The organism is Marivita sp., from assembly GCF_020055675.1.
Taxonomy (GTDB): domain Bacteria; phylum Pseudomonadota; class Alphaproteobacteria; order Rhodobacterales; family Rhodobacteraceae; genus Marivita.
Genome location: NZ_JAIPUS010000013.1, coordinates 41707 through 68184, shown reverse-complemented (window position 1 = coordinate 68184; position 26478 = coordinate 41707). Strand labels below are relative to the sequence as shown.

Sequence of the window (26478 nt, the reverse complement as noted above, 5' to 3'; positions counted from 1 at the left end):
GTCCACCACGAACGAAAAAGGCGCCCCCGAAGGCGCGCCTTTCCACCGTCAAGGCGCAGACCTTCAGTCCGCGTCTTCGGCCTTTTTCTCAGGCGCCGTCTCTTCGCCGGTCTCCTGGTCGACCATCTTCATCGCAAGGCGCACCTTGCCGCGGTCGTCAAAGCCCAGAAGCTTCACATAGACCTCCTGACCTTCCTTGAGCACATCCGACGGATGGTTCAGGCGGCGATTTTCGATCTGGGACACATGCACCAGACCATCGCGTTTGCCAAAGAAGTTCACGAAAGCGCCGAAATCGACGATCTTGACAACCTTGCCCTTGTAGACCTGGCCTTCTTCGGGCTCTGCCACGATCGAATAGATCATGTCATAGGCCTTCTGAATGGCTTCGCCATTCGGGCTGGCGATCTTGATGATGCCTTCGTCGTTGATATCGACCTTCGCACCCGAGGTTTCCACGATCTCGCGGATGACCTTGCCGCCCGACCCGATCACTTCGCGGATCTTGTCGGTCGGAACCTGCATCGTCTCGATGCGTGGCGCATGAACAGAGAAGTCCGCAGCGCCGGTCAGCGCCTTGTTCATCTCGCCGAGGATGTGCATCCGCCCGTCTTTCGCCTGCGCGAGGGCTTTCTTCATGATCTCGGGTGTGATGCCCGCGATCTTGATGTCCATCTGCAACGACGTGATCCCGTTCTCGGTACCGGCAACCTTGAAGTCCATGTCGCCAAGGTGGTCTTCGTCCCCCAGGATGTCGGTCAGCACCGCGTAGGATCCATCCTCTTCGAGGATCAGGCCCATCGCCACACCGGCCACCGCGGATTTGAGCGGCACGCCCGCGTCCATCATCGACAAGGACCCGCCGCAGACAGACGCCATCGAGGAGGACCCGTTCGATTCGGTGATCTCGGACACCACGCGCACGGTATAAGGGAAGTCCGTCGGCGCCGGCAAAACCGCCTGAAGCGCGCGCCACGCCAGCTTGCCGTGACCGATCTCGCGACGTCCCGGAGGACCGACGCGACCCGCTTCACCGACCGAATAGGGCGGGAAGTTGTAGTGCAGAAGGAAGTTCGACCGATAATTGCCATGCAGCGCGTCGATAATTTGTTCATCGTCGCCCGTGCCAAGCGTTGTCACGACAAGACCCTGCGTTTCACCACGGGTGAAAAGCGCCGACCCATGCGTGCGCGGCAGGAACCCGGTTTCACAGACGATGTCACGCACCTCGTCCAGCGCACGGCCGTCGATCCGCTTGCCGGACTTGACGACGTCGCCGCGCAGAACCGCGGCTTCCAGCTTTTTCAAGGCCGATCCAAGGTTCGGATCTTCCTGCTGGTCCTCGGTCAGCGCCGCGACGATATCTTCCTTCGCTTGCGCCACCGCACCGGTGCGGTCCTGCTTGTCGGTGATCGCGTAGGCGGCGCGGACCTTGTCCTCGCCTGCGGCTTTCACCGCATCATAAAGCTCGGAATAATCCGGCGGCTGAAAATCGAACGGCTCTTTCGCCGCCGCTTCGGCCAGATCGATGATCAGGTCGACAACCGGCTGGATCTGCTCATGCGCGAAGGTCACCGCGCCCAGCATCTCTTCCTCGGACAGCTCGTAAGCCTCCGATTCCACCATCATGACGGCGTCCTTGGTGCCCGCGACAACCAGGTCGAGCCGCTGCTCGGGATTGTTGCGCAGCTGGTTCATGTCCTCGACTTCGGGGTTGAGGATGTAGTCGCCGTCCGAATAGCCGACCCGGCAGCCCGCGATCGGACCCATGAACGGAGCCCCCGAAATCGTCAGCGCCGCCGACGCCGCGATCATCGCGACGATGTCCGGATCATTGACCAGGTCGTGTGACAGCACGGTGCACATCACCAGCACTTCGTTCTTGAAACCCGGCACGAAAAGCGGCCGCAGCGGGCGGTCGATCAAACGGGCGGTCAGCGTCTCTTTCTCGGTCGGACGTGCCTCGCGCTTGAAAAAGCCACCGGGCACTTTACCGGCGGCATAGTATTTTTCCTGGTAATGCACGGTCAGCGGAAAGAAATCCTGACCGGGCTTGGGCTGTTTGGCAAAGGTCACATTCGCCATCACGCTCGTTTCGCCAAGTGTGGCGATCACGCTGCCATCAGCCTGACGGGCAACCTTGCCCGTTTCCAGTGTGAGCGTTTCTTCGCCCCACTGCATCGTTTTCGTCGTCGTATTGAACATCATCGTATCCTGTAAGGGAGCACTCCCGGCCCTCCGGGTCTCCCGTTTTCATGGCGGCCCCATTGCCGCCGACCCCTTCATCCTGTCATGCGCCGGGGTCAAAGCGTCACGTCTCAGATGACGCGCGGATACATCATTCGGCCAGATTTGCAAAGCATCTTAAGCCCACCGGGGGATTTGAGGGGCCACCCCGCCAAAACCGCGACGGTGCCCAAGGCTGCCAAGATCAGGAAACCGCTGATCAAGATCCTGACGATCCGCTGATCCGTCCGCAAAGAAAAACGCCCGAACCAACGGCTCGGGCGCTCCGGAAACCATAGCGTATCGCTTGCGTCAGCGGCGGATACCCAGGCGTTTGATCAGGTCCTTGTAGCGCGCTTCGTCCTTTTTCCTGGTGTAATCCAGGAGCTTGCGGCGCAGTGCCACCAGCTTGAGCAAGCCACGACGCGAATGGTTGTCTTTCTTGTGCGTCTTGAAATGCTCGGTCAGGGTGGAAATCCGGCTGGTCAGGATGGCAATCTGGACCTCGGGCGAACCGGTATCGCCGTCCTTGGTTGCAAATTCCTTGATCAGGCGGTTCTTTTCTTCAACGGTGATCGACATCGGGGTCTCCTTTCGAAGGTTTGTGTGAATGGCACAAGCCGGGATGTCGTCCAGCAGGGCCCATGGAGAATCTCCGCAATCGGTGCGGATGCGGGCGTATAGGGGATAAATGAGACGTTGGAAACCCCTTCTGCACCGGGCCGGACAGCCCCGACGCCCCCTGACACACCCGCAGACACGGCCCTGTCAAAGCCGCGTCACATCAATCGCCGGGGCGCGGCTCGTGCCCGTAACGCAGCCGTCGGCACCTGCACGATCACCGCACCGTCCAGAAGAACATCCGTCCAGTCATGTTCGTGTTCCGACAGGCGCAGGCTGACCTGTGGCACATGCGCATGGCCGGGATCGACCCGGGACAGGAGCACATCCTGCGCGGCATCGACTGTATCGACCCGCTGCGGCCTGCCTGCGGACGCAGCACATGGCCAAGATCGCGCAGACGCCGTGTGCAACCCGCGCGTCTCCGCGTGGTCCATCGGCGCATTGATCCGTCCTTCACGCTGGAACAGGCCCAGCGCGTCAACCGGGACATCCGGCCACCCCGGTGGCGGCGTCAGGTCGCGCGACGGTACCTGCCGCTTGCCCGGAAGAGGACGCCGGCCTGCCCGAAAAGGCCTTCCAAACAGGCCGGCAAGAGAGAGCGAGAACAAAGCCATCAGGATCCGCTGCGCTTGAGACGTGGCATCACCCTAGGATCAAAGCGTAAAGGAAGCGTAAGGCGCGGCCTGATCACCGCGCGAAAACCCTGCCAATTTGAAACGGTCTCACGCCGCCGCGTATCGCGCCGCCACTGGCCAGGCGACAGGCGCCGTTTCGAACGACACGTACAACGGATGCCGCGGGTGCCCGTCCTTGGTCAGACCCAGGTGATACATCGGTTCGGCCACCCGCCGCGCGACCTCTGGCCCGCGCCCGAGATGCCCGCCATGCACCCCCCAGGCGGCAATCGTCATCCCGGCCCGGGCGGTCCAATACAGCAGAACCGCATCGGTCATCGCGCCGGTCGCGGCGGCGGCCCGTTTCAAATCCAGGGGACGCGTCGCGCGAAAGGCAAAGATATTGGCGATCATCACCGCCCCGAAGCCCATGCGCCGTGCCCGCGTCTCGCACCGCGCCACTGTCGGGTCATTGCGACGCTCATCCGCCGTGGACGGGTTCAGCATGATGAACAAAAGCGCAGGCCGGTCCACGTCCCAGACCCGCGACAGCCCGTAACGATAGCGGTCACAAGGCGAATACCAGACCCGCGACACGCAGCCCTCGCCCCTGTGCAACCGATGCACCAGCCCACCGGCGATCGCTGGCGGCAGAACCGTCACGACGGCAGCACGAACACCCGTGACGGGTGCATGTCCCCGCTCTTGTAGCGCCCCACCGCGACAGGTGTGCCATCGCAGGACACCCAGCATTCCTCGCCGTACTCGACCCCCGAGGCGATCACCATCGCCGGGTTGCCGTTGCGCAGCTTCACCGCCGCTTCGGGCGTGCATGTCAGCTCGGGCAGGTCCGCCAGGCCCTCCTCGATGGGGCGCAAATACCTGTCCAGTTCCGGTGTCCGCGCCAGCGCTTCGACCTGGTCGAGGCTGATCCCCTCGGAGGCCTCGAACGGCCCGGACCAGACACGCCGCAGGCTCTGAACATGGCCCAGACAGCCCAGCACCTCGCCCAGGTCCCGCGCGATGGACCGGACATAGCCGCCTTTGCCACATACCAGCATGAGCACCGCGTGATCGGCATCGGGCCGGTCCAGCAGCGTCAATTCCTCGACCCACAAGGGGCGCGCGGCCAGGTCCATGTCCTCACCGTCGCGGGCCCGCTTGTAGGCGCGCTCGCCATCGATCTTCACGGCGGAAAACTGCGGCGGCACCTGCATGATTTCGCCAACGAAGCCGTGCAACGCGTCCTTGATGGCGTCATCATCGGGGCGCAGGTCGGATCTGGCGATCACATCGCCCTCGGCATCATCGGTCTTGGTGGCCTGGCCCAGCCGCACGGTAAATTCGTAAGCCTTCAGGGCGTCGGTGATATACGGCACGGTCTTGGTCGCCTCGCCCAGCGCCACGGCCAGAACGCCCGTCGCGTCCGGATCCAGCGTGCCGGCATGCCCCGCCTTCTTGGCATCGAACGCCCAGCGCACCTTGTTGACAACAGCGGTCGATGTCGGGCCCGCGGGCTTGTCCACCACCAGCCAGCCGGAAATATCTCGCCCCTTGCGTTTGCGTCCCATATGCTCTCACCTGCCTGAAAGACCGGCGAGGTATCGCAGGGCACGGGGCCTGTCAATTCGGCCGGGCCGCGTCAGTCGATCTCGCGGGCCTCGTCGATCAGCATGACGGGAATCCCGTCGCGGATCGGATAGGCCAGATGCGCACTATGGCTGATCAATTCCTGCGTCGACGCATCGAATTCAAGCCGGCCTTGCGTCTGCGGGCACACCAGCGCCTCAAGCATCTTGCGGTCAAACTCCGGTGTCTCGGTCATTGCAAAATGTCCTCGGACTGGCCGCCGCGCAGCGCGTATTCGATCAGCGTGACAAGCGTTTCGCGCCGTGTCGACAACGATGGCGCCTCCAGCAGGGCCTGTTTGTCCTCGGGTTCGAAATCCAGAAGCATCGACAGCGAATTGATCAAAAGCTCGTCATCGGCGTCCGACAGGGTCGGCCAGTCCGCCGACAGCTCGCGCGCGTCGAAATAGCGGTCCAGCAGCCCCATGAACGCGTCCCGGTCGAAACCGCGGTCGTGCTCGGGCCCGCCCTGGTCGCGGTCAAAGCCGTCCCAGTTCACCTCGCACTTGCGATAGGGCGCGAACCCCTCGACCTCCCTGACGACCCGGAAGCGCGAAATCCCGCTGAGCGTGATCATGTAGCGCCCGTCCTCGGTCTCGGAAAACTGCGTCACGCGGCCGGCGCATCCGATGCGATGCAACGCGTCGCTGTCGCCGTTCGGACGCACATTCGGCTGCACCATGCCGATCAGGCGCGCAGGGGTTTTCATGGCATCTTCAAGCATCTGCAAATAGCGCGGCTCGAACAGATGAAGCGGCAGCCGCGCCCGGGGCAGCAAGAGCGCTCCGGGCAACGGGAACACGGGGATGGACCCCGGCAATTCGGCGACTCTAATCATGACGATCGATCTAGCCTGACGAACCGATCAGGCAAATATCATCGAACTCAGGCGCCGCCGCCCCGACAGGACCACGGGGTCATTCGGTTTGAGCGCGTCGAAAATGGTAATAAGCTGGGATCTCGCCGCGCCGTCATTCCACTCGCGGTCGCGGCGGAACAGCTCTAGCAAGTGATCAACCGCCCCCTGCGCGTCCCCCTTGGCATAAAGCCCCTGCGCCAGGTCGAACCGCGCCTGGTGGTTGTCGGGATCGGCCTCGACCGCCGCTTCCAGATCGGCCACTGGACCCGAATTGGCCGTTTGTTTGGCCAGGTCCAACTGCGCCCGCGCGGCCTCGATCTCGGCACTGGTGGCGATCTCGGCCGGCGCACCGTTCAGCACCGCTTCGGCCTGCTCAAGGTCGCCCAGGGCGATCGTGCCGCGCACCATGCCGGAATAGGCCTGCGGGTGGGTCGGGTTTTCTTCCAGGATGGCCGCAAAGGTCTGGATCGCATCCTCGACAGCACCGCTTTCCAGCATCTCTTCGGCCGCCGCGATGGCCTCATCGAGCCCGCCATCGCTGTCGCCGCCCGCGGCCGCGATCGCCTTGTCGATGAACGCCTTCAGCTCCGACGGGGGTTTCGCGCCCTGGAACATGTCGACAGGACGCCCCTGCACAAAAGCCATGATCGTCGGGATCGACTGGATCGGCAGGCCTTGCTGCGCCAGCGCCTGCACCAGCCCTTCGGCCTCATCGACATTGATCTTGACCATCTTGACCGCGCCGCGCGCCGCTTTCACCGCCGATTCAAGCTGCGGACCCAGCGTTTTGCACGGGCCGCACCAAGGCGCCCAGAAATCCACGATGATCGGGGTCTTCATGCTGGCCTCGACGACCTCGGGCATGAAGGCATCCTGCGCGATTTCCTTGACCAGGTCGCTCTCTTCCGGGGCTTGTCCGAGTTCGATCATCGCTGTCTCCTGTGCCGACTGTACTGGTTTGACACGGTAGATGGCGTACCGGTCCCCGTCTTGCAAGGGTCAAGACCCGCGCATTTCACCGATATGCCGTGACCGCGCCGGAAGGCCGTGCAAGCCCACCCGGCCAGCCGGAAAGGTGCCGCCCGTGCACATCCGTCCCGCGCGCAGCGGTTAGGGCGTCAAATCTTGCCGGACAGATGCAGGTCCAGATCCGCGATCCGGTCCTGCCCCCAGAACCGCGCATCGTCGTCGGTGATGTAGAACGGCGCACCGAACGCCCCGCGCAACACCGCTTCTTCGAGGTTCGCTCCATAGATTTCCGCCCCGCTCAAAAGGCCTCTATCGGCCAGCCCGGGATCGAAGCCGGCGTTCGACAGCATGTTGCGCACAATTTCATCCTCCGCGATGTCCGCCTCCTCGGCCCAGACGGCACGCAGAAAGCCCTGCACCAATGCCGGCAGATCCCCGCCACCCACCGATTGCGCAGCGATGATCGCATAGGAAGACGGAGCCGGGTTGGTCGGCCAGAAGGCAGGCCGCAAATTCAGCGGCATACCCAGTTTTTTCGCCTGGCGGGGCAATTCCTGCGCCCGCAATTCCTGCCGGCTGGGGTGCCGGTCCTTGGGTGCGGTGCCGCCGGTGCGCGCGAACAGTGCCATGATATCCAGCGGTTTATACGTCACCGTCGCGCCATGCCGCGCCGCCACCTCTTCCATCCGGTGACCCGCGAGATAGGCATATGGCGAGAGTGTTGAGAAAAAGTAATCAATATGGGCCATTCGGTCCCTCCGGGCGAGTGTCACTTTGCGCGACCGTAGGCCCATGCTAAGGCCAGCGCAACGTCACGAATCTGTTATAACCGTCTGCCCCAACGGAGCCTCCCTGTCATGCCCAGCGTTGATGAACCCAAACTGATTTCTGGCAATGCGAACATGCCGCTTGCCAAGGGCATTGCCCGCCGAATGAGCATGTATCGCGGCATGAATGTCGGGCTGGTGGATGCCCGCATCGAGCGTTTCAACGACCAGGAAATCTTTGTCGAGGTCTTCGAGAACGTCCGCGGCGAGGACATGTTCATCATCCAGCCCACATCGAACCCGGCGAATGACAACCTGATGGAGCTTCTCATCATGTCCGACGCGCTGCGCCGATCCTCGGCGGCGCGCATCACCGCCGTGATCCCCTATTTCGGCTATGCCCGGCAGGACCGCCGCTCCAAGGCCCGCACGCCGATCACCGCCAAGCTGGTGTCGAACATGATCTCCGCGTCCGGGATCGAACGCGTCCTGACAATGGATCTGCACGCGGCGCAAATTCAGGGCTTTTTCGATATTCCTGTCGACAACCTCTATGCCTCGCCGATCTTCGCCCTTGATGTGCTGCAACAATTCGGCGGCGACATGTCCGACGTGATGGTGGTCTCGCCGGATGTCGGCGGCGTGTCGCGCGCCCGCGAGTTGGCCAAACGGATCGGCGCGCCGCTGTCGATCGTCGACAAGCGCCGCGAAAGACCCGGCGAGATTGCCGAGATGACGGTGATCGGCGACGTGCAGGACAAGAAATGCATCATTGTCGACGACATCTGCGACACTGCCGGCACACTCTGCAAGGCCGCCGAGGTCCTCATGCAGCACGGCGCAACAGAGGTCCATTCCTACATCACGCATGGTGTCCTGTCCGGCCCGGCGGTGGAGAGGATCACCAAATCCGTGATGAAATCGCTTGTCATAACGGATTCCATTCAACCCACCAAAGCCGTCTCCGACGCCGCCAACATCCGCATACTCGCCACCGCCCCGATGTTTTCCCAGGCCATCCTGAACATCTGGAACGGCACGTCGGTTTCCTCGCTTTTCGAAACCGAGACACTCGGCCCGATCTACGAGGGCATTCTGTAGGGAGGGTTCGGCGGACCACGGCGCACGGAAGCGGGGACCGGTCTTGCGCGGCATGCCGCAGCGACAGGGCCGGTCCCAATTCCTTAACGCTTGGTAAATGCGCCTTGCCAAGCGCTTGAAAACTCAGGGGCTGGAAAGCGTCCCATCCGTGGGACGCCCGCCGCAAACCGAACAATCGGCCCGCCGAGACAGGGTGATTTTCCGGGTTTCCCCCCACAGCGCATCATAGATCAGCATCTCGCCCCGAAGTGTCTGGCCGATGCCGCAGATCAGCTTGATCGCCTCAAGGGCCATCATCGACCCGATGACCCCGGGCAGCGGCCCGATCACGCCGGCCTCGGCACAGGACGGGGCCAGCCCATCTGCCGGAGCCCGGGGAAAAACACAGGCATAGCACGGCGCGTCACGGGCCGGATCAAAGACAGAAATCTGTCCTTCCCATTGCGACAGGGCACCGGACACGAGCGGCGTGCCCGCCTCCACCGCCGCCCTGTTGACCAGATAGCGGGTCTCGAAATTATCCGTGCCATCGAGCACCAGATCATAGTCGCCAAAGAGCGCCTCTGCGACCGTTTCGGTCAGCCGCCGATGATAGGGCAACACCTCGACATAGGGGTTCTGGGCCACCATCGCGGCCTGCGCGGAAAACACCTTGGGCAGGCCGATATCGGAATCGCTGTGGATCACTTGCCGCTGCAAATTCGCGTTCTCGACCACCTCGTCGTCGATCACACCGATGGTCCCGACGCCGGCTGCCGCAAGATATTGCAGCGCCGGCGCGCCCAGGCCGCCTGCCCCGATCACCAGCACCCTGGCATCGCGCAGCGCCTTCTGGCCCGGGCCACCAACTTCGCGCAGAACGATATGCCGCGCATAGCGCTCCAATTCGCTCGACGTGAAGGTCTCCCCCCGCACCACCGGGGGCGCCTCGGCCTGTTCCTTGATCTGGGCGCGGCCCCGCAGCCATGCGACAACACGGCCGTACAGGACCCCGATCGCCGCAAGCACGCCAAGCAGGATCCAAAGCGCAGCGCTTTCTCCGGTCGCCATTCGAAGCGGGTGGCCGAACGGCAGGGCAATCTGGATGAAGAGCACCCCGACATAGAGCAGCCCGATCATGTAAAGTCGCGCACTGCGGGGAATCCGAAGGATCACGCCCAGCCCCCAAAGGGCGGCCGCCATTGCAAGGACAACGATCATTCCGACACCCCGGTCGATCCAAAACCGCCATCCCCGCGGGTGGTCGCGTCCAAACTGTCCACCGCGACAAAGGACGCACGCAGAACCGGTGCAACCACCATCTGCGCGATCCGGTCGCCATGGGCGATCTCGAAGACCCCCTGCCCGGCATTCATCAAGATCACTCCGACCTCGCCGCGATAGTCGCTGTCGATGGTTCCCGGCGCATTGGGCAGGGTGATCCCGTGCCGCAACGCGAGCCCGGAGCGCGGGCGCAGCTGCACCTCATAGCCCTCGGGAATCGCGAGGCGAAGGCCTGTCGGCACCAGGCCCCGCGTGCCGGGATCGAGAACCAGCGTCCCGCGATCCGGGAAATTCGCCCTCAGGTCGGCGCCCGCCGCCCCGGCGCTGGCATAGGCAGGCAGGCCAAGGGACCGGTCCGCCCCGGCTTCCCAATGTATCTCGATCGCGACCACGCCTTGCCCTTCCTTTATTTCTGACGGTGTGAAATGGCCCGGCAGCAACCTCAGACCAGCGCATCCGCGATGCGTGCAGCCAATTGACGCGCCACCGCGTCCTTGCCCATGCGGGGCCAGGCCTCGGCGCCCTGAGCCGAGATCAGGGTCACCCTGTTCTCGGTACCGCCCATGATCCCGGTTTCGGGCGACACGTTGTTCGCCACGATCCAGTCACAGCCTTTGCGCGCCCGCTTGGCCGTGGCATGTGCGATCACGTCGTCAGTCTCGGCGGCAAAGCCGATGACCAGACCGGGGCGTCCCTGCTCCAGTTGCGACACCTCGGCAAGGATATCGGGGTTTTCCGCGAATTCCAGTGTCGGGAAGCTGCCCGACACCTTCTTGATCTTGCTGTCAGACGCACCGACCACGCGCCAGTCGGCAACCGCCGCGGCAAAGACGGCCGCATCGGCCGGAAGGGCCGCCATCACCGCCGCCCGCATCTCGACCGCCGTGTCGACCCGGATCAGCTCGACGCCCTGCGGCGGCGCGACATCGGCCGGACCGGTGACAAACACCACCTCTGCCCCCAAGGACAGCAACGCGGCCGCGATCGCCGTGCCCTGCGCCCCCGAAGACCGGTTCGCGATATAGCGCACCGGGTCGATCGGCTCGTGGGTCGGACCGGATGTCACGATGAGACGCGTCCCCGCCAAGGGCGTGTCGCCAAGGGCCATGATCGCCGCATCGACGATTTGCAACGGCTCGGCCATGCGTCCGGGACCGTATTCACCGCAGGCCATGTCCCCTTCGTTCGGCCCGACCACCGTCACACCGTCCTGACGCAGCACCGACAGGTTGCGCCGGGTCGCGGGGTGCTCCCACATGCGCACATTCATCGACGGGGCGATCATCACGGGCGTATCGGTCGCAAGCAGAAGCGTCGTTGCCAGGTCATTGGCCAGGCCCTGCGCCATCCGGGCCATCAAATCCGCCGTTGCCGGAGCCACCAGCACAAGATCGGCCACGCGCGACAACTGGATATGGCCCATTTCGGCCTCATCCGTCAGGTCGAACAGGTCGGTGTAACCCTTCTCGCCCGCAAGCGCCGAAATCGACAGCGGCGTGACAAATTCCGTCGCGGCGCGGGTCAGCACCGGTGTCACCTCGGCCCCGCGTTCGCGCAAGCGCCGGATCAGATCGAGGCTCTTGTACGCCGCGATCCCGCCACCGATGATCAAAAGAATGCGTTTGCCGCGTAACATAAGGCTCAGTCCTGAAATATCTCAGCCTTTGTTACGGGGCGTTGGGGCAAAACTCAATCAGCGGAACGCGTCACAGGGATCGTCCCGGTCGGCCGGCGGCGAAAATTCGACGTGATCGAATTGGCCCTGCGGCGGGCTGTCCGGCTCTCCCTGGCCCAGCGCGGCGATGTTCAAGCCCGGCGCGGCAGCCTGCAGGTAGACCGGCGCGCCCCAATCCTTGCGCGCATGGCCGTTGCCGGTGATCACCACCACGGGCACGCCATGCGCCTCGACCGCCTGCAAGGCCGAATAGGCCAACTCCGCATCGCGCAAGCGCTGGATATCCACCATGACCGGCAGCATTTCCTCCGGCATGGCATCGCAATGCGCCGCCAGTTGCAGCGCCTCGCGCGCCGCCTGTTGCTCTTGAGGCAAGGGATCGGTCAGGCCAAAATCCTCTGCCGAACCGCGAAAGCCGGACATCAACCCGTCCGCCATCGCCTTGCGTGCCACGTCCCTCGGTACGGCCGCGCCATAAAAGACGGCCTCGGGCGCGGCTGCGAAGATCGGGTAATACATCGAAAAATCGGGCCAGCCGCTGGCATTCCAGTCTAGCGCAGCCTCCAGCGCATCCGCGTCGGCCACCAAGTCCGGTGTCACCAGATCAGCCTGCGCCTGGGTCAGCATTTCAAACACCAACGCGGTCGGCTCAAGCATGGCGACATGGTCCGCCTGCCGTATGTGATGTGCGCGATTGTCGTGCAATTCGCCAAGGAACACGACATCCGCGTCATCAAAAACGCCCCCGGCAGCCAGTGTGACGGGGGCGACGATCAAAGGAATCAAAAAGCGCATCATGTGAGGAAGTTGTGTACCTCGGGGCTTTCCGCTTCAAGCGTTTTCCGGATCTTGCCGAACGCCGCCGCCTCGAGCTGGCGCACCCGCTCTTTCGACAGGCCCAGCTCGTTTCCAAGGCTCTCCAGCGTCCGCGCGTCTTCGCGCAGCTTGCGTTCACGCACAATGAACCTCTCACGCTCATTGAGCTGGTTCATCGCCATGGTCAGCCATTGCCGCAACTGCGCCAAATCCAGGTCTGTTTCGACCGTTTCATCGGCCTGCGCGCTGTCATCCTCAAGGGCATCGATCCACTCGCGCCCCTCGTCCTCGGTCGATTGCGTCGCGTTCAGCGAATAATCCGATCCCGACAAACGGCCTTCCATCATCTCGACGTCATGAACAGGCACGCCGATTTCCTCGGAAATCATGCGGCGCAAGTCGTGGCCGTCCAATGTGCGGCCCTCTGCCGAGGCTTCGCGCTCCAACCGCGCCTGAACCCGGCGCATGTTGAAAAAGAGAGACTTTTGCGACGACGTGGATCCCGTGCGCACGATCGACCAATTGCGCATCACATAGTCCTGGATCGACGCCTTGATCCACCAGACCGCGTAAGTCGAAAACCGCACTCCGCGATCGGGATCGAACTTGTCTGCCGCCTTCATCAGGCCCAGACCCGCTTCTTGGATCAGGTCGTTCATCGGAGCGCCGTAGCGCTTGAATTTCGACGCCATCGAAATGGCCAGCCGCATGTAGGCCGTGATCAAGCGATGCAATGCTTCTTCGTCGCGTTCGTCCCGCCACGCATAGGCAAGCTTCAACTCTGTCTCCGCATCCAGCAATTCGGCTTTCATCGCGCGGCGCGACATTGTCTGGTCGTTGAACGTGTCAAGTGCCATAGTGCCCCCTGAGCTTGCTTTGTGTTGGGAATACGGCACGGATCCGGTGATGGATCAAAGTTTTAGTGAAAAAGTTTTGCTGAAGACTTGACGCAAAGGCACTCCAGCGGGTCGGACGAACGGCCTGCTCACGGCCCACGACGATGCACCCCACCCCAGTCGCCACAATCGCGTTTTACACCGGGCGCCTCCCAACCGTTAACCATTTGGCAACCAAGGTTGCACCATCGTTTCCCGACACGAGGAACATGGCCCAGATGGTTGCGCACGCCTATACTGTCGCCTTCGAAGGCGTCGATGCCCGCATGGTCGAGGTGCAATGCGCCGTCACCGCCGGGCTGCCCGCCTTTTCCGTGGTCGGGCTGCCCGACAAGGCGGTGTCGGAATCCCGCGATCGGGTGCGCGGTGCTCTCTCGACCCTGCATATCGCGCTGCCGTCGAAACGGATCACGGTCAACCTGTCCCCTGCCGACCTGCCCAAGGAAGGCTCGCATTTCGATCTGCCCATCGCGCTGGCTCTTTTGGCCGAGCTTGAAATTCTGCCCAAGGACGCGGTCTCCGACACTGTCGCCCTGGGCGAGCTGTCTCTTGACGGTGCCTTGATCCCGGTCATCGGAGCCTTGCCGGCCGCCATGGCCGCCGCCGCGGAAAACCGCGCCCTGATCTGCCCGGCCGCATCGGGCGCCGAAGCCGCGTGGGTCGGCGGGTGCCAGGTGATCGGGGCCAATGGGCTGATGGACGTCATCCAGCATGTCACGGGCCGCACGCCACTCTCGCCCTGCGACCCCGGCGAAGTCAGCCACAGCCCGGACAGCCGCGACATGCGCGACGTCAAGGGCCAGGAACGCGCCAAACGGGCACTCGAAATTGCCGCCGCCGGGCGACACCACGTGCTGATGGTCGGCACACCGGGGTCGGGCAAATCCATGCTGGCCGCCCGCCTTCCCGGCATCCTGCCGCCTCTCACCCCGCCCGAGGCGCTGGAGACGTCGATGGTGCATTCGCTGTCAGGCCTGATCGAGGCGGGCGGCATCTCGCGCGAACGCCCATTCCGCGAACCGCACCACACGGCCTCCATGCCTGCCATCGTCGGCGGCGGCCGGACAGCCAAACCCGGCGAGATCAGCCTCGCTCATAACGGTGTGCTCTTCATGGATGAATTTCCGGAATTCCCGCGCGCCGTGCTGGAAACCCTGCGCCAGCCGATCGAGACCGGGGAAGTCATGGTCGCCCGCGCCAACGCCCATATCAAGTATCCCTGCCGCTTCATGCTGATCGCCGCCGCGAACCCGTGCAAATGCGGCTACCTGAGCGATCCGGCCCGCGCGTGCTCCCGCGCGCCCAATTGCGGTGAAGACTACATGGGGCGAATTTCCGGCCCGCTGATGGACCGGTTCGACCTGCGCGTCGATGTTTCCCCGGTCGCCTTCAGAGATCTCGATCTGCCCAGCGCCGGTGCCACCAGCGCCGACATCGCGACCCGCGTCGCCACGGCCCGCTCGGTCCAGGCCGACCGGTTCACCGATTACCCGGACATGCGCCAAAACGCCGATCTGGAAGGCACGCTGCTCGACGAGACCACGACACTGGACACAGATGCTCGCACGCTTCTTACAGATGCTGCGGATCGCTTCGGCCTGTCGGCCCGCGGCTACCACCGCGTCCTGCGGGTCGCCCGGAGCATCGCCGATCTCGAGACATCGCGGACCATCTCCCGCGACCACGTCGCAGAAGCCCTCAGCTACCGTTTGCCAAAAAGCGCCACGTGACCGCCGCAAGGCACGCTGAATACGCCCTAGGCCTTGGCCTCGATCGCCTGCCAGATCATCCCGGCCACGTTGATCCCGTCAAAGCGTTCCAGCTCCTGAATGCCGGTGGGCGAGGTCACGTTGATTTCGGTCAGATAATCCCCGATCACGTCGATCCCGACGAATATCTGCCCCTTCTCACGCAAGAGCGGCCCGATCCGCGCGCAGATCTCCAGATCCCGCTCTGACAGCCCAACCTTCTCTGGCCGCCCGCCCACATGCATGTTCGATCGCGTCTCGCCCTTGGCCGGCACCCGGTTGATGGCGCCCGCCGGCTCCCCGTCCACCAGGATCACCCGCTTGTCGCCCGCCGACACGTCCGGCAGGAACTTCTGCACGATCAGGGGCTCTCGCGAAAATCCGGTGAACAGCTCGTGCAAAGAGGTCAGGTTCCGGTCTGCCGCATCCAGCCGAAACACCCCGGCCCCGCCATTGCCGTAGAGCGGCTTCAGGATCACGTCCCCGTGGCGCGCCTTGAACGCCTTGATCGTGTCCAGGTCCCGCGCGATCATCGTCGGCGGCGTCAGGTCCGGGTAGTCCAGAACCAGGAGCTTCTCCGGGTAATTGCGCACCCAGAAAGGATCATTCACCACCAACGCCTGTCCCGACAGCCGGTCCAGAAGATGCGTCGAGGTGATGTAATGCATGTCAAACGGCGGGTCCTGCCTGAGCCAGACCACGTCGAATTCCGCCAGGTCCACCTGCTCCATCGGTCCAAGTGACACATGGTCGCCCTGAACGCGCTGCACCGTGAACCGCTGCCCCTGCGCCAGAATGCGCCCCTCATCATAGGCGAGCTTGTCGGGGCCGTAGAAAAACAGGTCATGTCCCCGCGCCTGCGCCTCTTCGGCCAATCGAAAGCTGCTGTCGGCATTGATGTCCACCGACTGGATCGGGTCCATCTGAAACGCGATTTTCATGTGCTGCCCCCTGAAACCACTGGCCCCCTAATGGCGCAAGCCAATCGCCCGCGCAAGGGACCGGCATCAGGTGGCCATGCTTGCATTCGGCACGATTTCGATTGCACCGCACGCATCGACAAGCGCCAGGTCAAGACGCGCCTCGGTCAGTGATCCTTCGGGACATCGGTCAAGATACGCCTCGGCGCTCAGCAGAATGCGCGCCATCTGCCGCTGCGACAGGCGCTGCGCTGCCTGCGCATGGGTCCGGCTTTTCTTTACTTCGACGAAAACGATGCCGTCGCCTTCGGCAAAGATCAGGTCGATTTCGCCCCCCGGGCCGCGCCAGCGGGTTTCGCGCAGAACAGCCCCCAGCCGCGCATAGTGACGCGCAACACTGTGTTCGGCGCTGACCCCGGCATGGTAATTTGTCCGGCGCGGATCACGGACCCGATCCGCGTGCAGCGGAACATCGAGAGAGACAGCAGTCAAAGGCATGACATTTTCCAGCAAAAAAACGGGCGACCATCCGCCCCCAAGCAGGCCCACCCTAGAGCCACGCCTCTAATTTTTTGCTAACGCCATTGCCCTTTGATAGGCCTCGCGCCGGGGAATGCCAAACGTCGTGGCCACATCGCGCGCCGCGTCCTTGACCGACATATGCGACAGCGCATCCACCAAGGCAGCGTCCAGAACATCCGGATCGGCCTCCTCCGCAGCGCCGCGGTCGATCAGGACAACGATCTCGCCTTTCGGCGCAGTCTCAAGGTACTTCCGGGACAAATCCCCCAGGGTGCCACCACAGCGCTCTTCGAATTTCTTGGTCAATTCGCGGCAAACCACGGCATCGCGCCCGGCGCCCAGAACCTCGGCGGCGTCGCGCAACATCTTGCCCAGCCGCTTGGGCGATTCGTAGAAGATCAAGGTTGCAGGTACGCCCGCCAACTCGGACAAGGCCGTTTTCCGCTTTCCGGAACTGTTCGGCAGGAACCCCGCGAACAGGAACCGGTCGGACGGCAATCCCGACAGCGTCAGAGCCGCGACAGCCGCCGTCGGACCCGGTGCCGCCGTGCATGGCACCTCGGCCGCCAGCGCGGCCCGCATCAGGTCGAACCCCGGATCTGAGATCAGCGGCGTGCCTGCCTCGGACGCGTAAAGAACCGATTGCCCCGCCTCAAGCGCCTTCATCAGCTTTGGCCGGGCGCGATCGGCGTTATGCTCATGATAGGCCACCAGCGGCCGATTTCCCAAGGGCACGGCGTGAATATCCATCAACCGGCGCAGCGATCGCGTATCCTCGGCCGCAAGCACATCGACGCTTGCCAACAGGTCAAGCGCCCGCAACGTGATGTCCCGTGCATGTCCCAGAGGTGTCGCAACAAGATACAGTCCCGGCGCGATATCGCGTGTCTGCCAATTCATCACTGGACCCGCCTTTTGCGTTGTTTATGATCCCCACTCGTGAGAAACCCGTGCTGGAGTACCGTCGGTGCGATCAGGGAGTGCGTTTATGTTGGCCGTTTTGTCCACCCCCCGCAAGCTGTTGCGCAAAGCTGCGGCGCTTGTCGTCCTCATGGGACTCGCCGCCTGCGATCCGGCGATCACGGCCGGAACCGGACCTGGCGGCTCTCCCCGGGTCAACGCCAGTTCACCGGTGCCCGTTGCGCTTCTGGTGCCGCGCAGCGACAGCAATGCAGCCTCGGTGGCCAGCAGCCTTGAAAACGCCGCGCGCCTGGCGCTTGCCTCGCTCGACGGTGTTCAGATCGACCTGCGTGTCTATGACACCGGAGGCGACGCGCAGCGCGCCGCGGTTCAGGCCGAAACGGCCGTCGCCGAAGGAGCGCAGATCATTCTCGGGCCGCTCTTTGGCGAAGCGGCAAACGCCGTCGGCGTCGCCGTGGCCAACAACAACGTCAACGTCCTGAGCTTTTCCAACAATCCCAGCATTGCCGGCGGCAATGTCTTCGTGCTTGGCACCACCTTCCGCAACACCGCCGACCGGCTTTTGCGCTACACGTCGCGGCAGGGCCAGACGTCCGTGGTGATTGTGCATCCGCGCAATGTCGAAGGGGAATTCGGCAAATCGGCGATCCAGGCCGCAGCCTCCCAGAACGGGGTGCGTGTTGCCGGTGTCGAATCCTTCGCGTTCTCGCAGGAGGGCGTGGCCGACGCTGTCCCGCGCATCCGCGACAGTGTCGATTCGAACGGGGCCGACTCGCTTTTCATCACATCGAACGCCGCGGGCGCCTTGCCGATACTTCTGCAATTGCTGCCCGAATCGGGCGTGGACCCGGATCGCACGCAATACATGGGCCTGGCGCGCTGGGACGTGCCGTCGCAACTGATGTCGATGCCCGGCGCACAGGGGGGCTATTTCACCCTGCCTGACAGCGCCGCGAAAAATGCGTTCGACACGCGCTACCGCGCCCGGTACGACGCCGATCCGCACCCGCTGGCCGGCCTGGCCTTCGACGGGATCGCGGCGATCGGGGCCCTTGTCAAACAGGGCCGGCCCGATGCGCTCAGCGCGCGGGCCTTGACGCAGAATTCGGGCTTTCAGGGCGCAAATGGCGTCTTCCGCATTCGCCCAGACGGAACCAATGAACGCGCGCTTGCCGTGGCGACCGTGCGCAACAATCAGGTGACAATCCTTGACCCAGCCCCATCCGGCTTCGGCGGCGCAGGCTTCTAAATCCCTGGCAAAGGACGGATCGCCCGCCGCTCCTTCCGTGGCCGACGATTTCTCCGATGTCCTCGATGTTCCGGCCCTGCGTGACAGGCTCTGGACGGAAATCGCCAGCGCCAGTGATGAACGCAACGTGCGTGGCACCGCGGTCACCCTTCTGAAAGAGGCGCAAAAAGACGCCCGCAAAGCCGTGGCGGCCCGGCTCGATGCCGCCCCCGGAAACGCGCTGCCGGTGACGAATGGCTATACCTGGCTGACCGATCAGCTCGTCAAGCTCACGTTTGAAATCGCCACCAAGTGCATCCACCGCAACCCGAATCCGACCGAAGGCGAACGCATCGCGGTGCTCGCTGTCGGCGGCTACGGGCGCGGCGAGATGGCGCCGTTTTCCGATGTCGATCTGCTGTTCCTGACACCCTACAAGATCACCGCCTGGGCCGAGAGCGTGATCGAATCCATGCTCTATATCCTGTGGGATCTGAAGCTGAAGGTCGGTCATTCCTCGCGCACGGTGAAAGACTGCCTGCGCCTCGGGGCGGATGATTTCACCATCCGCACCTCGATGCTCGAACACCGGTTTCTCGTCGGCCACGAACCGCTTGCAGAGGACCTGGACACGAAGCTCTGGTCGACCCTGTTTCGCGGCTCCGAAATGCAATTCGTCGAGGCCAAGCTGGCCGAGAGGGACGCTCGGCATATCAGGCAGGGCGAACGCTACAAGGTCGAGCCCAATGTCAAAGAGGGCAAGGGCGGCCTGCGGGACCTGCAATCGCTGTTCTGGATCGCCAAGTATATCCATCATACCGACGACCTCAGCAAGCTGGTCAGGACCGGCGTGTTCCGACCCGAGGAATTCGAGACCTTCGTGCAGGCCGAGAACTTTCTTTGGGCCGTGCGATGCCATCTTCACCTGGCTGCACGCCGCGCCAACGAACAGCTCACTTTCGACATGCAGGTCGAGGTGGCGGAACGCATGGGCTATGCCGACAAGGCCGGCCGCCGCGGCGTCGAAATTTTCATGCAGGACTATTTCCGCCACGCCACCGCCGTGGGGGATCTGACCCGCATCTTTCTCACCTCGCTCGAAGCCTCGCAGCAGAAAGAACCGCCGCTCCTCATGCGGCTGCTGAAACGCGCCCCCAAGATGAAAGCGGGCTACGAGGTCATCAACAACCGGCTCGCCATCGCGGACGAACGCGCGTTTCTGGCCGACAAGATCAACCTGCTGCGCATTTTCGAAGAGGCGCTGCGCACCGGCCTGCTGATCCACGCCGACGCCATGCGCCTGATCAGCGCCAACCTGCACCTGATCGACAAGGACATGCGCGAGAACAAGGAAGCACGGCGCATCTTCCTCGATCTCCTGCTCAAACACGGCAACCCGGAACGGGCGCTGCGGCGCATGAACGAGCTGGGCGTGCTGTCGGCCTTCATCCCCGAATTCGAACCCATCGTGGCGATGATGCAGTTCAACATGTATCATCACTACACGGTGGACGAACACACGATCCAATGCATCTGGCATTTGAGCGAAATCGAGAACGGCCACCTCGAAGAAGACCTGCCGGTCGCCAGTTCGATCCTGAAACACGGCGTCAATCGCAAGGTGCTCTACGTCGCGCTCCTGCTGCATGACATCGGCAAGGGCCGCGACGAGGATCACTCGGTCCTCGGTGCCAAGATCGCCCGCAAGGTCGCGCCGCACCTCGGTCTGAACAAGCAGGACTGCGCCACCGTCGAATGGCTGGTGCGCTATCACCTGCTGATGTCCGACATGGCGCAGAAACGCGACATCGCCGACCCGCGCACGGTGCGGGACTTCGCCAAGGCGGTGCAGACCAAGGAGCGGCTCGATCTGCTCTGCGTCCTGACGGTCTGCGACATTCGCGGCGTTGGTCCCGGGACGTGGAACAACTGGAAAGCGGTCCTGATCCGCGCGCTTTATCGCCAGACGCGCCGGGCGCTTGAAGACGGGATGGAGGCGCTCAACCGCGAAAATCGCGGCGCCGAGGCCAAGAAAGCCCTGCGCGCCGCGCTCGGGGACTGGGAGGCCAAGGCATTGCGCGCCGAAACCAGCCGGCACTACCCCCCCTATTGGCAAGGTCTGCACGTCACTGCGCACAAGGTCTTTGCCGAATTGCTGCGCGATATCGGCGACGATGAAATCCGCATCGACATCCACCCCGACGAGGACCGGGATGCCACCCGCGTCTGCTTTGCCCTGTCCGACCATCCCGGCATTTTTTCCCGCCTCGCCGGAGCGTTGGCCCTTGTCGGTGCGAACGTGGTCGATGCCCGCACCTTCACCTCGAAAGATGGGTTCGCCACGGCGGCCTTCTGGATTCAGGATGGCGACGGGTCGCCTTACGAAGATGTCCGCATCCCCCGCTTGCGCGAAATGATCACCAAGACCCTGCGCGGCGAAGTGGTCCCAAGCGACGCGATGAAACCGCGAGACAAGATCAAGAAACGCGAACGGGCCTTCAGCGTGCCAACCTCGATCACCTTCGACAATGACGGATCCGAGATTTACACCATCATCGAAGTGGACACCCGCGACCGTCCCGGTCTTCTCTTCGATCTCACCCGCACGCTCGCCAATGCCAATGTCTACATCGCCTCCGCGGTGATCGCGACCTATGGCGAACAGGTCGTCGATACCTTCTACGTCAAGGATATGTTCGGCCTGAAATTTCATTCCCAGAGCAAACAGCGAGCCTTGGAAACCAAGCTGCGCAGCGCCATAAGCGAGGGGACGGCCCGCGCAACCGAGTAATCATTGTCCCTCCATTTGTCACAGGAGATTTTCATGCAACTGACATTCACGGGAAACAACACCTTCTTTCTCGAACAATCGTTTTTCGATCAGGACGGCGCCCTTGCGGTCGAGGTCACCTCCGTTTCTCCGACCGAAGTCGTGCTGAGCCACACAGAGTACACACAGGCAAATGTCAGCGTGACCTTCAGAGGAACGAATTTCGCGCTGAGCGAGACAGGTCTGTTCACGTCCGGCACGATCACTTCCGTTGAATTCGACGGGCTTGATACCACCCAAGCCACGATCTCCGACATAAGCTGGAGCGCTCCGCAGCTTCAGAATGCCCTTTTCGATGTCGCGCGGACTCCGGATTTCACCGCATTGGCCGGCCTTTTCAACAGTTCCGGCCCGATCACCATCAATGCCGAAGAGGCGTTGAGCGGTTTCGACCAGGAGACGACCTGGGCCGAGCTCCTGCCGCTGATCACGCAACCGATGACATTTATAGGTTCCTCCTTTGACGATGCGGTCGAAGGCACCTCCGCGAATGATACGATCCGTACCGGGACCAATGTCCAAAACGGCGACCGGGTTGTGGCCAGCGAAGGCGATGACCGGATCATCTTCGACGTGCCGGACGATGGGACCCCCGCGGGGTTCGTCCTCGATTACGACACGATCGGGGCACCGGTCACCTTCGATATCGACAGCACATCCGGCACGGCGACAGTGGACGGACCGGGTTTTACCGACACGCTTGAAAATATCGCCAGCGCGCTGCAACCCTTCCTGGCCCTTCAGGGCACGGAAAACGGCGACACCTACAACATCGCGCTTGAGCCGGATCAAGTGGTCGCCATGAATGGCAGAGACGGCGCCGACAGCTATACCGTCGCAGCAGAGGGTGCCATTCCGATCTTCGATTTCCGGTCCGCAAGTGCGACATCCGGTGCCGACATCAACCTGCAGACGGGCGAAATTGCCGATGACGGCTTTGGTTTTGCCGAAACCTTCGAAATCACCGGCACACCGGACCGAACCGTCTTCCTTGCAACGAACAATGCCGACCAGTTCACCGATGGCCCCGGAAATCAATATGTCGAATTCCGCGAAGGCGCGGATGTCTTCGTTGCAGACACATCCGGAGAAGACAGCATCGACGGTGGTGCCGGCGCCGACCGCGTCGTCTTCGCCGATACGCAACAGGGCCAGATGACGCTGGAATTCCAAGGCGCCGTGACAGTCGCAAGTGACCGCGGCGCAGCGGACAACAGAACAGCGATGTTCAGTATCGAAACGCTCGAAACCCGGGACGGGGTCGAACTGGAACTCGACAAGCATGACGGGATCGGCCAAATTTCGACCGGGGACCTGACAACCCTGACAGAACTCTATATCGCATATTTCAACCGCGCCGCGGACGCGCTGGGCCTGTCGTTCTGGGCCACAGCCTTCGAGGAAGACGGGCTGTCCTTCGAAGAGATCGCCGACGATTTCTTTACGCAGGACGAGACGGTCGCGCTGTATTCCGATGTCAGCGACAGCGCATTTGTTACGGAAGTCTATCAAAATGTCTTCGGTCGCGGCCCTGATCAGGACGGGCTCGACTTCTGGACCAGTCAACTGGCCGACGGCGAGGTGACTGAAAGCGGTTTTATCCTCGATTTCCTTGCCGGGGCCCGCGCCGACACAGGCTCGCCGGATGACGTGGCCTATATCGAGACCAAGACCGATATCGGTCTCTACTTCGCGGTGCTTCAGGGCCAGAACAATCTGGATACCGCGAATTCGGTGATGGAGGCGTTCAGTGGCAGCGCGGCAAGCCTCCAGGATGCGCTGTCGCTGGCCGATTCCGCCTATACCACGGCCCTCGACAGCAGTACGGAGCTGCTCATGCCAGTGGTTGGCGTGGTCGCCAATCCATTTGGCGATATGGCGTAGACGGACCATCACGGCGGTATGGACGACACTCCAAAGCCTCGCCCCATCATCGGGCGGGGCGTTTGACATTGCTGCCCGAGCCTCAGATCGGCTGGTGGCGAATGCCACGCACGTCATGGCGCGGGTTTGGCATCGCTCTCGCGCAATGCCACGTCTTTTACCGCCTCGCGCAGCCGCGTTTCGTCGCGGATTTCGAGGTCCCGGTAAATGTCTCGGTAGGCCCTGTCCGCGCGGGTTGCTTCGAACAGGGCGCGTGCCTCGGTAATAGGGACCAACCCGGCGACCGGCCGGCCCCGACGCAGGATTGCAAACCGGGCCTCGTTGAAATTCACGTCATCCAGCACCTGCCGCAAATGGCTGCGCAGCCAGTCCGTGCTGATATCCTCGATCAAAGACAGGTTGTAGCGGTACACAAGAGACGTCCTTTGCCAATCGTCGCGTGATCCGAGATTGGCAGCAAGATATTGACAAATCGTGACCCCGCCGCGCGGGTTTCCAGCGTCTGGCATCTGTCCCATCCAACCGTACGGTGCGCCCCGCCTCCCCGTACGGTTCCGGCGCCGCGCCTGGCAAACCCTCGAAATTCAGCCTCAAACCGGCAAAAACCCGGTTTGAACCGTACAGTCCGTACGGCCGAACCGGACAACTGGCACTTTTCGCCGGACGAAATCTGCTCTACGCCACAGTCGACGCGCAAGGAGCCCGCATGAAACCGATCCGCCTCATCTCCGGTGTTCTCACCGTCGGCTTCTGGACCCTGATGAGCCGCATTCTCGGTGTTCTGCGCGAGGTGATGATCCTTGCATTCATCGGACCCGGCCCTGTGATGGATGCCTTCGTGGCGGCGTTTCGCCTGCCCAACATGTTCCGCCGCTTTTTCGCCGAGGGCGCATTCAACGCGTCATTTGTTCCCATGTTTTCCAAGCGCTTGGAGGCCGAGGAGGACGCGACCGGATTTGCCACACAGGCGCTCAGCGGGTTGGCCTTTGTCCTTTTGATCCTGAGCGCCATTGCCATGATCTTCATGCCCGTGCTGGTCTGGCTGACGGCAGGCGGGTTTGCTGGCGACGCGCGCTTCGACCTGACCGTGACCTATGGCCGGATCGTCTTTCCCTACATCCTTCTGATCTCGATCACGGCCTTGTTTTCCGGTGTTCTCAACGCCACGGGCCGTTTTGCAGCCGCTGCGGCAGCGCCCGTGCTTTTGAATATTTTTGTTTGTATATCAATGGCTTGGGCCGCATATATCGGAGGTGAGGTGATTCTTTGGCTGGTCTGGACCGTGCCGTTGGCCGGGCTGGCGCAACTGGTGTTCGTCTGGGTCGCGGCGGACCGCGCCGGAGTGCATCTGCGGCCCAGCTGGCCAAGATGGTCGCCCGAAATGAAGCGCCTTGTCGTCGTCGCCATCCCCGCAGCCCTAGCGGGCGGTGTCATGCAGATAAATCTTCTTGTCGGTCAACAGGTTGCGTCACATTTCGACAAGGCCGTCGGCTGGCTTTATGCCGCGGACAGGCTCTATCAATTGCCCTTGGGCGTCGTTGGCATCGCCGTTGGCATCGTGCTTCTTCCCGACCTCTCCAGGCGGCTGAGCGCACAGGACGAGGCCGGGGCCAAACATGCCTTTTCACGCGCGGGCGAGCTGTCGCTTGCGCTGACACTGCCTGCCGCGGTCGCGCTCATCGTGATCCCGCTGCCGCTGGTGTCGGTCCTGTTTGAGCGCGGCGCAACCGGGGCAGATGACAGTGCGGCGATTGCCCTCGCGGTGGCGATCTATGGGTTGGGGCTTCCGGCTTTTGTTCTACAGAAGGTCCTGCAGCCCTTGTTCTTTGCACGGGAGGACACGAGGTCTCCGTTTCGATACGCCGTCTGGGCAATGATCGTGAACGCGGCTGTGGCGGTCGGGCTGGCCCCGGTTCTGGGCTGGCTGGCCCCCGCGATTGCGACCACGCTGGCGGGCTGGGTCATGGTGTGGATGCTGGCGCGGGGGGGACGCAGGTTGGGCGATGTCGCGCGGTTCGACGCGCGCTTCCGGCGGCGTCTGTGGCGAGTCTGCGTGGCCTCGGTCCTGATGGGTGTCGCGCTTTGGGGGGGCACGCTTCTCCTTGGGCCGCTGCTCGAGGTGGCGGGGCTTCGCTTTGTCGCCCTGGCTGTGCTGATCGGCATCGGCATGGTCAGTTACGCGATCATCGGCCAGTCAATCGGAGCGTTCTCGCTGCGTGACTTCCACGATGCGTTTCGTCGCCGAAAGGGCTGATCAATTTCGCTGGCGCAAGCGGTTGACCAGCTTGGTCCAGCCACCCGGCACCAGCAGCATCGACATGCCAAACCCGATGACAAAGGCCGAGATATCCGCGACCCATTCGGCACTTGCCCCAACCAAAAGGCCAAAAATCAATTGGATAAACAACAAGATGCCAACGAGGGCAAACGCCCGGATCTGGTTCTCTCCAAGCTGCCCGAGCCGCTGCCAGAGCATATAGGTGAACCCACCGATCAGGCCATAGACAGCCGGGAACGCACCGACCAGGGGCGCGGGGGCGCCGATGAAAAGCGCGTAAGCCACGGCCCCACCGGCGGATGGCACAAAGAACAGGAGCACGACGGCGCGTGTTCCCATCACCTCTCCAACCATCTTGCCCAGCGCGAGCAGCATCACCCCGGCAAACAGCGCGTGGGTAAAGCTGGCATGAACAAACGGGTATGACACCAAGCGGATCACATGCTCGACCGGCCACCGCCCGGTTTCCAGCATCCAGTTGAAGATCTCGGAGGAAAACGCAAACCGTTCGAGCGTGCCCAGCCGCCAGCCAACGGCCCCCGGCCCGCCGACTATCCCGCGCGCACCAAGCCCGAACACGACCTCGATCCCGACAATCACGAGAAACAGCGCGATGACCACCGGGGGCAAAGGGTTGAACGGGGGTTCGTTATGCGGATCGGTCATGGCAAGGCCCTTGCTTGACGGCAGTTGGGGCCATGGGTAAGGC

25 protein-coding genes are annotated in these 26478 nt (G+C 62.9%); 6 read left to right on the top strand and 19 right to left on the bottom strand.

Going from position 1 to position 26478, the window contains the following annotated elements:
* Positions 1-63: 63 nt before the first annotated feature.
* The 9 genes from pnp to LCF59_RS10525 all read right to left on the bottom strand — a co-directional run bounded on the left by pnp (position 64) and on the right by LCF59_RS10525 (position 7669).
* The gene (pnp, locus tag LCF59_RS10565; protein WP_292287427.1) at positions 64-2205 is read right to left on the bottom strand and encodes a polyribonucleotide nucleotidyltransferase; all 2142 of its coding nucleotides are present in this window, start codon (positions 2203-2205) and stop codon (positions 64-66) included.
* A 333-nt stretch (positions 2206-2538) separates the two neighbouring features.
* Positions 2539-2808 carry a 30S ribosomal protein S15 gene (gene rpsO / locus LCF59_RS10560; protein ID WP_292287426.1) on the bottom strand — a complete coding sequence of 90 codons (270 nt, stop codon included), beginning with the start codon at positions 2806-2808 and terminating at the stop codon, positions 2539-2541.
* 197 nt (positions 2809-3005) lie between these two features.
* Positions 3006-3464 carry a hypothetical protein gene (locus tag LCF59_RS10555; protein ID WP_292287425.1) on the bottom strand — a complete coding sequence of 153 codons (459 nt, stop codon included), beginning with the start codon at positions 3462-3464 and terminating at the stop codon, positions 3006-3008.
* Positions 3465-3572: 108 nt separating this feature from the next.
* Positions 3573-4127 carry a DUF1643 domain-containing protein gene (locus tag LCF59_RS10550; RefSeq protein WP_367273384.1) on the bottom strand — a complete coding sequence of 185 codons (555 nt, stop codon included), beginning with the start codon at positions 4125-4127 and terminating at the stop codon, positions 3573-3575.
* Entirely contained in the window at positions 4124-5035 is a 912-nt protein-coding gene (gene truB, locus LCF59_RS10545) for a tRNA pseudouridine(55) synthase TruB (RefSeq protein ID WP_292287424.1), read from the bottom strand. The genes LCF59_RS10550 and truB overlap by 4 nt, the downstream gene beginning before the upstream one ends.
* Before the next feature lie 71 nt (positions 5036-5106).
* Entirely contained in the window at positions 5107-5289 is a 183-nt protein-coding gene (locus tag LCF59_RS10540) for a Trm112 family protein (RefSeq protein ID WP_292287423.1), read from the bottom strand.
* The gene (locus LCF59_RS10535; RefSeq protein WP_292287422.1) at positions 5286-5930 is read right to left on the bottom strand and encodes an LON peptidase substrate-binding domain-containing protein; all 645 of its coding nucleotides are present in this window, start codon (positions 5928-5930) and stop codon (positions 5286-5288) included. The genes LCF59_RS10540 and LCF59_RS10535 overlap by 4 nt, the downstream gene beginning before the upstream one ends.
* A gap of 27 nt (positions 5931-5957) precedes the next feature.
* Positions 5958-6881, bottom strand: coding sequence for a tetratricopeptide repeat protein (locus LCF59_RS10530; RefSeq protein ID WP_292287421.1), 924 nt, complete (start codon positions 6879-6881; stop codon positions 5958-5960).
* A 188-nt stretch (positions 6882-7069) separates the two neighbouring features.
* On the bottom strand, positions 7070-7669 hold the full coding sequence (locus tag LCF59_RS10525; RefSeq protein WP_292287420.1) for a 2-hydroxychromene-2-carboxylate isomerase: 600 nt from the start codon (positions 7667-7669) through the stop codon (positions 7070-7072).
* 108 nt (positions 7670-7777) lie between these two features.
* Between LCF59_RS10525 and LCF59_RS10520 the strand changes: the two genes are divergently transcribed.
* A complete protein-coding gene (locus tag LCF59_RS10520; protein ID WP_292287419.1) occupies positions 7778-8788 on the top strand; it encodes a ribose-phosphate pyrophosphokinase in 1011 nt (336 codons plus the stop codon).
* A gap of 123 nt (positions 8789-8911) precedes the next feature.
* Here LCF59_RS10520 and LCF59_RS10515 read toward each other — a convergent pair whose 3' ends face one another.
* Genes LCF59_RS10515 through LCF59_RS10495 form a run of 5 tightly spaced genes read right to left on the bottom strand, consistent with a single transcriptional unit; the run spans position 8912 to position 13399 of the window.
* Positions 8912-9988, bottom strand: a complete 1077-nt coding sequence (locus LCF59_RS10515) for a molybdopterin-synthase adenylyltransferase MoeB (RefSeq protein ID WP_292287418.1) — start codon at positions 9986-9988, stop codon at positions 8912-8914.
* The gene (dut, locus tag LCF59_RS10510) at positions 9985-10443 is read right to left on the bottom strand and encodes a dUTP diphosphatase (RefSeq protein WP_292287417.1); all 459 of its coding nucleotides are present in this window, start codon (positions 10441-10443) and stop codon (positions 9985-9987) included. Before dut ends, LCF59_RS10515 begins: the two co-directional genes overlap by 4 nt.
* A 50-nt stretch (positions 10444-10493) precedes the next feature.
* The gene (gene coaBC, locus LCF59_RS10505; protein ID WP_292287416.1) at positions 10494-11687 is read right to left on the bottom strand and encodes a bifunctional phosphopantothenoylcysteine decarboxylase/phosphopantothenate--cysteine ligase CoaBC; all 1194 of its coding nucleotides are present in this window, start codon (positions 11685-11687) and stop codon (positions 10494-10496) included.
* Between the two features lie 57 nt (positions 11688-11744).
* The gene (locus tag LCF59_RS10500) at positions 11745-12524 is read right to left on the bottom strand and encodes a ChaN family lipoprotein (protein WP_292287415.1); all 780 of its coding nucleotides are present in this window, start codon (positions 12522-12524) and stop codon (positions 11745-11747) included.
* Positions 12521-13399 carry an RNA polymerase factor sigma-32 gene (locus LCF59_RS10495; RefSeq protein ID WP_292287414.1) on the bottom strand — a complete coding sequence of 293 codons (879 nt, stop codon included), beginning with the start codon at positions 13397-13399 and terminating at the stop codon, positions 12521-12523. The genes LCF59_RS10500 and LCF59_RS10495 overlap by 4 nt, the downstream gene beginning before the upstream one ends.
* Positions 13400-13656: 257 nt before the next feature.
* On the opposite strand from LCF59_RS10495, the gene LCF59_RS10490 reads away from it, so the two are divergent.
* Complete coding sequence (locus LCF59_RS10490; protein WP_292287456.1) at positions 13657-15168, top strand: YifB family Mg chelatase-like AAA ATPase; 1512 nt, start codon at positions 13657-13659, stop codon at positions 15166-15168.
* 26 nt (positions 15169-15194) lie between these two features.
* Here the strand turns inward: LCF59_RS10490 and gshB are convergent, their stop codons facing one another.
* The 3 genes from gshB to rsmI form a co-directional block, all read right to left on the bottom strand.
* Positions 15195-16127 carry a glutathione synthase gene (gene gshB / locus LCF59_RS10485; protein ID WP_292287413.1) on the bottom strand — a complete coding sequence of 311 codons (933 nt, stop codon included), beginning with the start codon at positions 16125-16127 and terminating at the stop codon, positions 15195-15197.
* A 66-nt stretch (positions 16128-16193) separates the two neighbouring features.
* Positions 16194-16604 (bottom strand): YraN family protein, encoded by a 411-nt coding sequence (locus tag LCF59_RS10480; protein WP_292287412.1) that lies wholly within the window; start codon positions 16602-16604, stop codon positions 16194-16196.
* Between the two features lie 66 nt (positions 16605-16670).
* Positions 16671-17528 (bottom strand): 16S rRNA (cytidine(1402)-2'-O)-methyltransferase, encoded by an 858-nt coding sequence (gene rsmI / locus LCF59_RS10475; RefSeq protein WP_292287411.1) that lies wholly within the window; start codon positions 17526-17528, stop codon positions 16671-16673.
* Between the two features lie 88 nt (positions 17529-17616).
* On the opposite strand from rsmI, the gene LCF59_RS10470 reads away from it, so the two are divergent.
* From LCF59_RS10470 to LCF59_RS10460, 3 genes are read left to right on the top strand one after another with little or no spacing between them, the layout of a single operon-like run.
* The gene (locus tag LCF59_RS10470) at positions 17617-18798 is read left to right on the top strand and encodes a penicillin-binding protein activator (RefSeq protein WP_292287410.1); all 1182 of its coding nucleotides are present in this window, start codon (positions 17617-17619) and stop codon (positions 18796-18798) included.
* Positions 18758-21568 carry a [protein-PII] uridylyltransferase gene (locus tag LCF59_RS10465; protein WP_292287409.1) on the top strand — a complete coding sequence of 937 codons (2811 nt, stop codon included), beginning with the start codon at positions 18758-18760 and terminating at the stop codon, positions 21566-21568. The genes LCF59_RS10470 and LCF59_RS10465 overlap by 41 nt, the downstream gene beginning before the upstream one ends.
* Positions 21569-21601: 33 nt before the next feature.
* Complete coding sequence (locus LCF59_RS10460; protein WP_292287408.1) at positions 21602-23491, top strand: DUF4214 domain-containing protein; 1890 nt, start codon at positions 21602-21604, stop codon at positions 23489-23491.
* A 113-nt stretch (positions 23492-23604) separates the two neighbouring features.
* On the opposite strand, the gene LCF59_RS10455 is transcribed toward LCF59_RS10460, so the two are convergent.
* On the bottom strand, positions 23605-24000 hold the full coding sequence (locus LCF59_RS10455; RefSeq protein ID WP_292287407.1) for a type II toxin-antitoxin system Phd/YefM family antitoxin: 396 nt from the start codon (positions 23998-24000) through the stop codon (positions 23605-23607).
* Positions 24001-24197: 197 nt separating this feature from the next.
* Between LCF59_RS10455 and murJ the strand changes: the two genes are divergently transcribed.
* Entirely contained in the window at positions 24198-25745 is a 1548-nt protein-coding gene (gene murJ, locus LCF59_RS10450) for a murein biosynthesis integral membrane protein MurJ (RefSeq protein WP_292287406.1), read from the top strand.
* On the opposite strand, the gene LCF59_RS10445 is transcribed toward murJ, so the two are convergent.
* The gene (locus tag LCF59_RS10445; protein ID WP_292287455.1) at positions 25746-26435 is read right to left on the bottom strand and encodes a rhomboid family intramembrane serine protease; all 690 of its coding nucleotides are present in this window, start codon (positions 26433-26435) and stop codon (positions 25746-25748) included.
* Between the last annotated feature and the right edge of the window lie 43 nt (positions 26436-26478).

Bases quoted from the DNA above. Each gene is read 5' to 3' on its own strand.
- rsmI (WP_292287411.1), bottom strand. From the start codon at position 17,528: ATGAATTGGCAGACACGCGATATCGCGCCGGGACTGTATCTTGTTGCG.
- LCF59_RS10495 (WP_292287414.1), bottom strand. From the start codon at position 13,399: ATGGCACTTGACACGTTCAACGACCAGACAATGTCGCGCCGCGCGATG.
- LCF59_RS10515 (WP_292287418.1), bottom strand. From the start codon at position 9,988: ATGATCGTTGTCCTTGCAATGGCGGCCGCCCTTTGGGGGCTGGGCGTG.
- pnp (WP_292287427.1), bottom strand. From the start codon at position 2,205: ATGTTCAATACGACGACGAAAACGATGCAGTGGGGCGAAGAAACGCTC.
- LCF59_RS10455 (WP_292287407.1), bottom strand. From the start codon at position 24,000: ATGCCAGACGCTGGAAACCCGCGCGGCGGGGTCACGATTTGTCAATAT.
- LCF59_RS10460 (WP_292287408.1), top strand. From the start codon at position 21,602: ATGCAACTGACATTCACGGGAAACAACACCTTCTTTCTCGAACAATCG.
- LCF59_RS10540 (WP_292287423.1), bottom strand. From the start codon at position 5,289: ATGACCGAGACACCGGAGTTTGACCGCAAGATGCTTGAGGCGCTGGTG.
- LCF59_RS10535 (WP_292287422.1), bottom strand. From the start codon at position 5,930: ATGATTAGAGTCGCCGAATTGCCGGGGTCCATCCCCGTGTTCCCGTTG.
- LCF59_RS10445 (WP_292287455.1), bottom strand. From the start codon at position 26,435: ATGACCGATCCGCATAACGAACCCCCGTTCAACCCTTTGCCCCCGGTG.
- coaBC (WP_292287416.1), bottom strand. From the start codon at position 11,687: ATGTTACGCGGCAAACGCATTCTTTTGATCATCGGTGGCGGGATCGCG.
- LCF59_RS10470 (WP_292287410.1), top strand. From the start codon at position 17,617: ATGTTGGCCGTTTTGTCCACCCCCCGCAAGCTGTTGCGCAAAGCTGCG.
- truB (WP_292287424.1), bottom strand. From the start codon at position 5,035: ATGGGACGCAAACGCAAGGGGCGAGATATTTCCGGCTGGCTGGTGGTG.
- murJ (WP_292287406.1), top strand. From the start codon at position 24,198: ATGAAACCGATCCGCCTCATCTCCGGTGTTCTCACCGTCGGCTTCTGG.
- rpsO (WP_292287426.1), bottom strand. From the start codon at position 2,808: ATGTCGATCACCGTTGAAGAAAAGAACCGCCTGATCAAGGAATTTGCA.
- LCF59_RS10525 (WP_292287420.1), bottom strand. From the start codon at position 7,669: ATGGCCCATATTGATTACTTTTTCTCAACACTCTCGCCATATGCCTAT.
- gshB (WP_292287413.1), bottom strand. From the start codon at position 16,127: ATGAAAATCGCGTTTCAGATGGACCCGATCCAGTCGGTGGACATCAAT.
- LCF59_RS10530 (WP_292287421.1), bottom strand. From the start codon at position 6,881: ATGATCGAACTCGGACAAGCCCCGGAAGAGAGCGACCTGGTCAAGGAA.
- LCF59_RS10490 (WP_292287456.1), top strand. From the start codon at position 13,657: ATGGTTGCGCACGCCTATACTGTCGCCTTCGAAGGCGTCGATGCCCGC.
- LCF59_RS10555 (WP_292287425.1), bottom strand. From the start codon at position 3,464: ATGGCTTTGTTCTCGCTCTCTCTTGCCGGCCTGTTTGGAAGGCCTTTT.
- LCF59_RS10500 (WP_292287415.1), bottom strand. From the start codon at position 12,524: ATGATGCGCTTTTTGATTCCTTTGATCGTCGCCCCCGTCACACTGGCT.
- LCF59_RS10480 (WP_292287412.1), bottom strand. From the start codon at position 16,604: ATGCCTTTGACTGCTGTCTCTCTCGATGTTCCGCTGCACGCGGATCGG.
- LCF59_RS10520 (WP_292287419.1), top strand. From the start codon at position 7,778: ATGCCCAGCGTTGATGAACCCAAACTGATTTCTGGCAATGCGAACATG.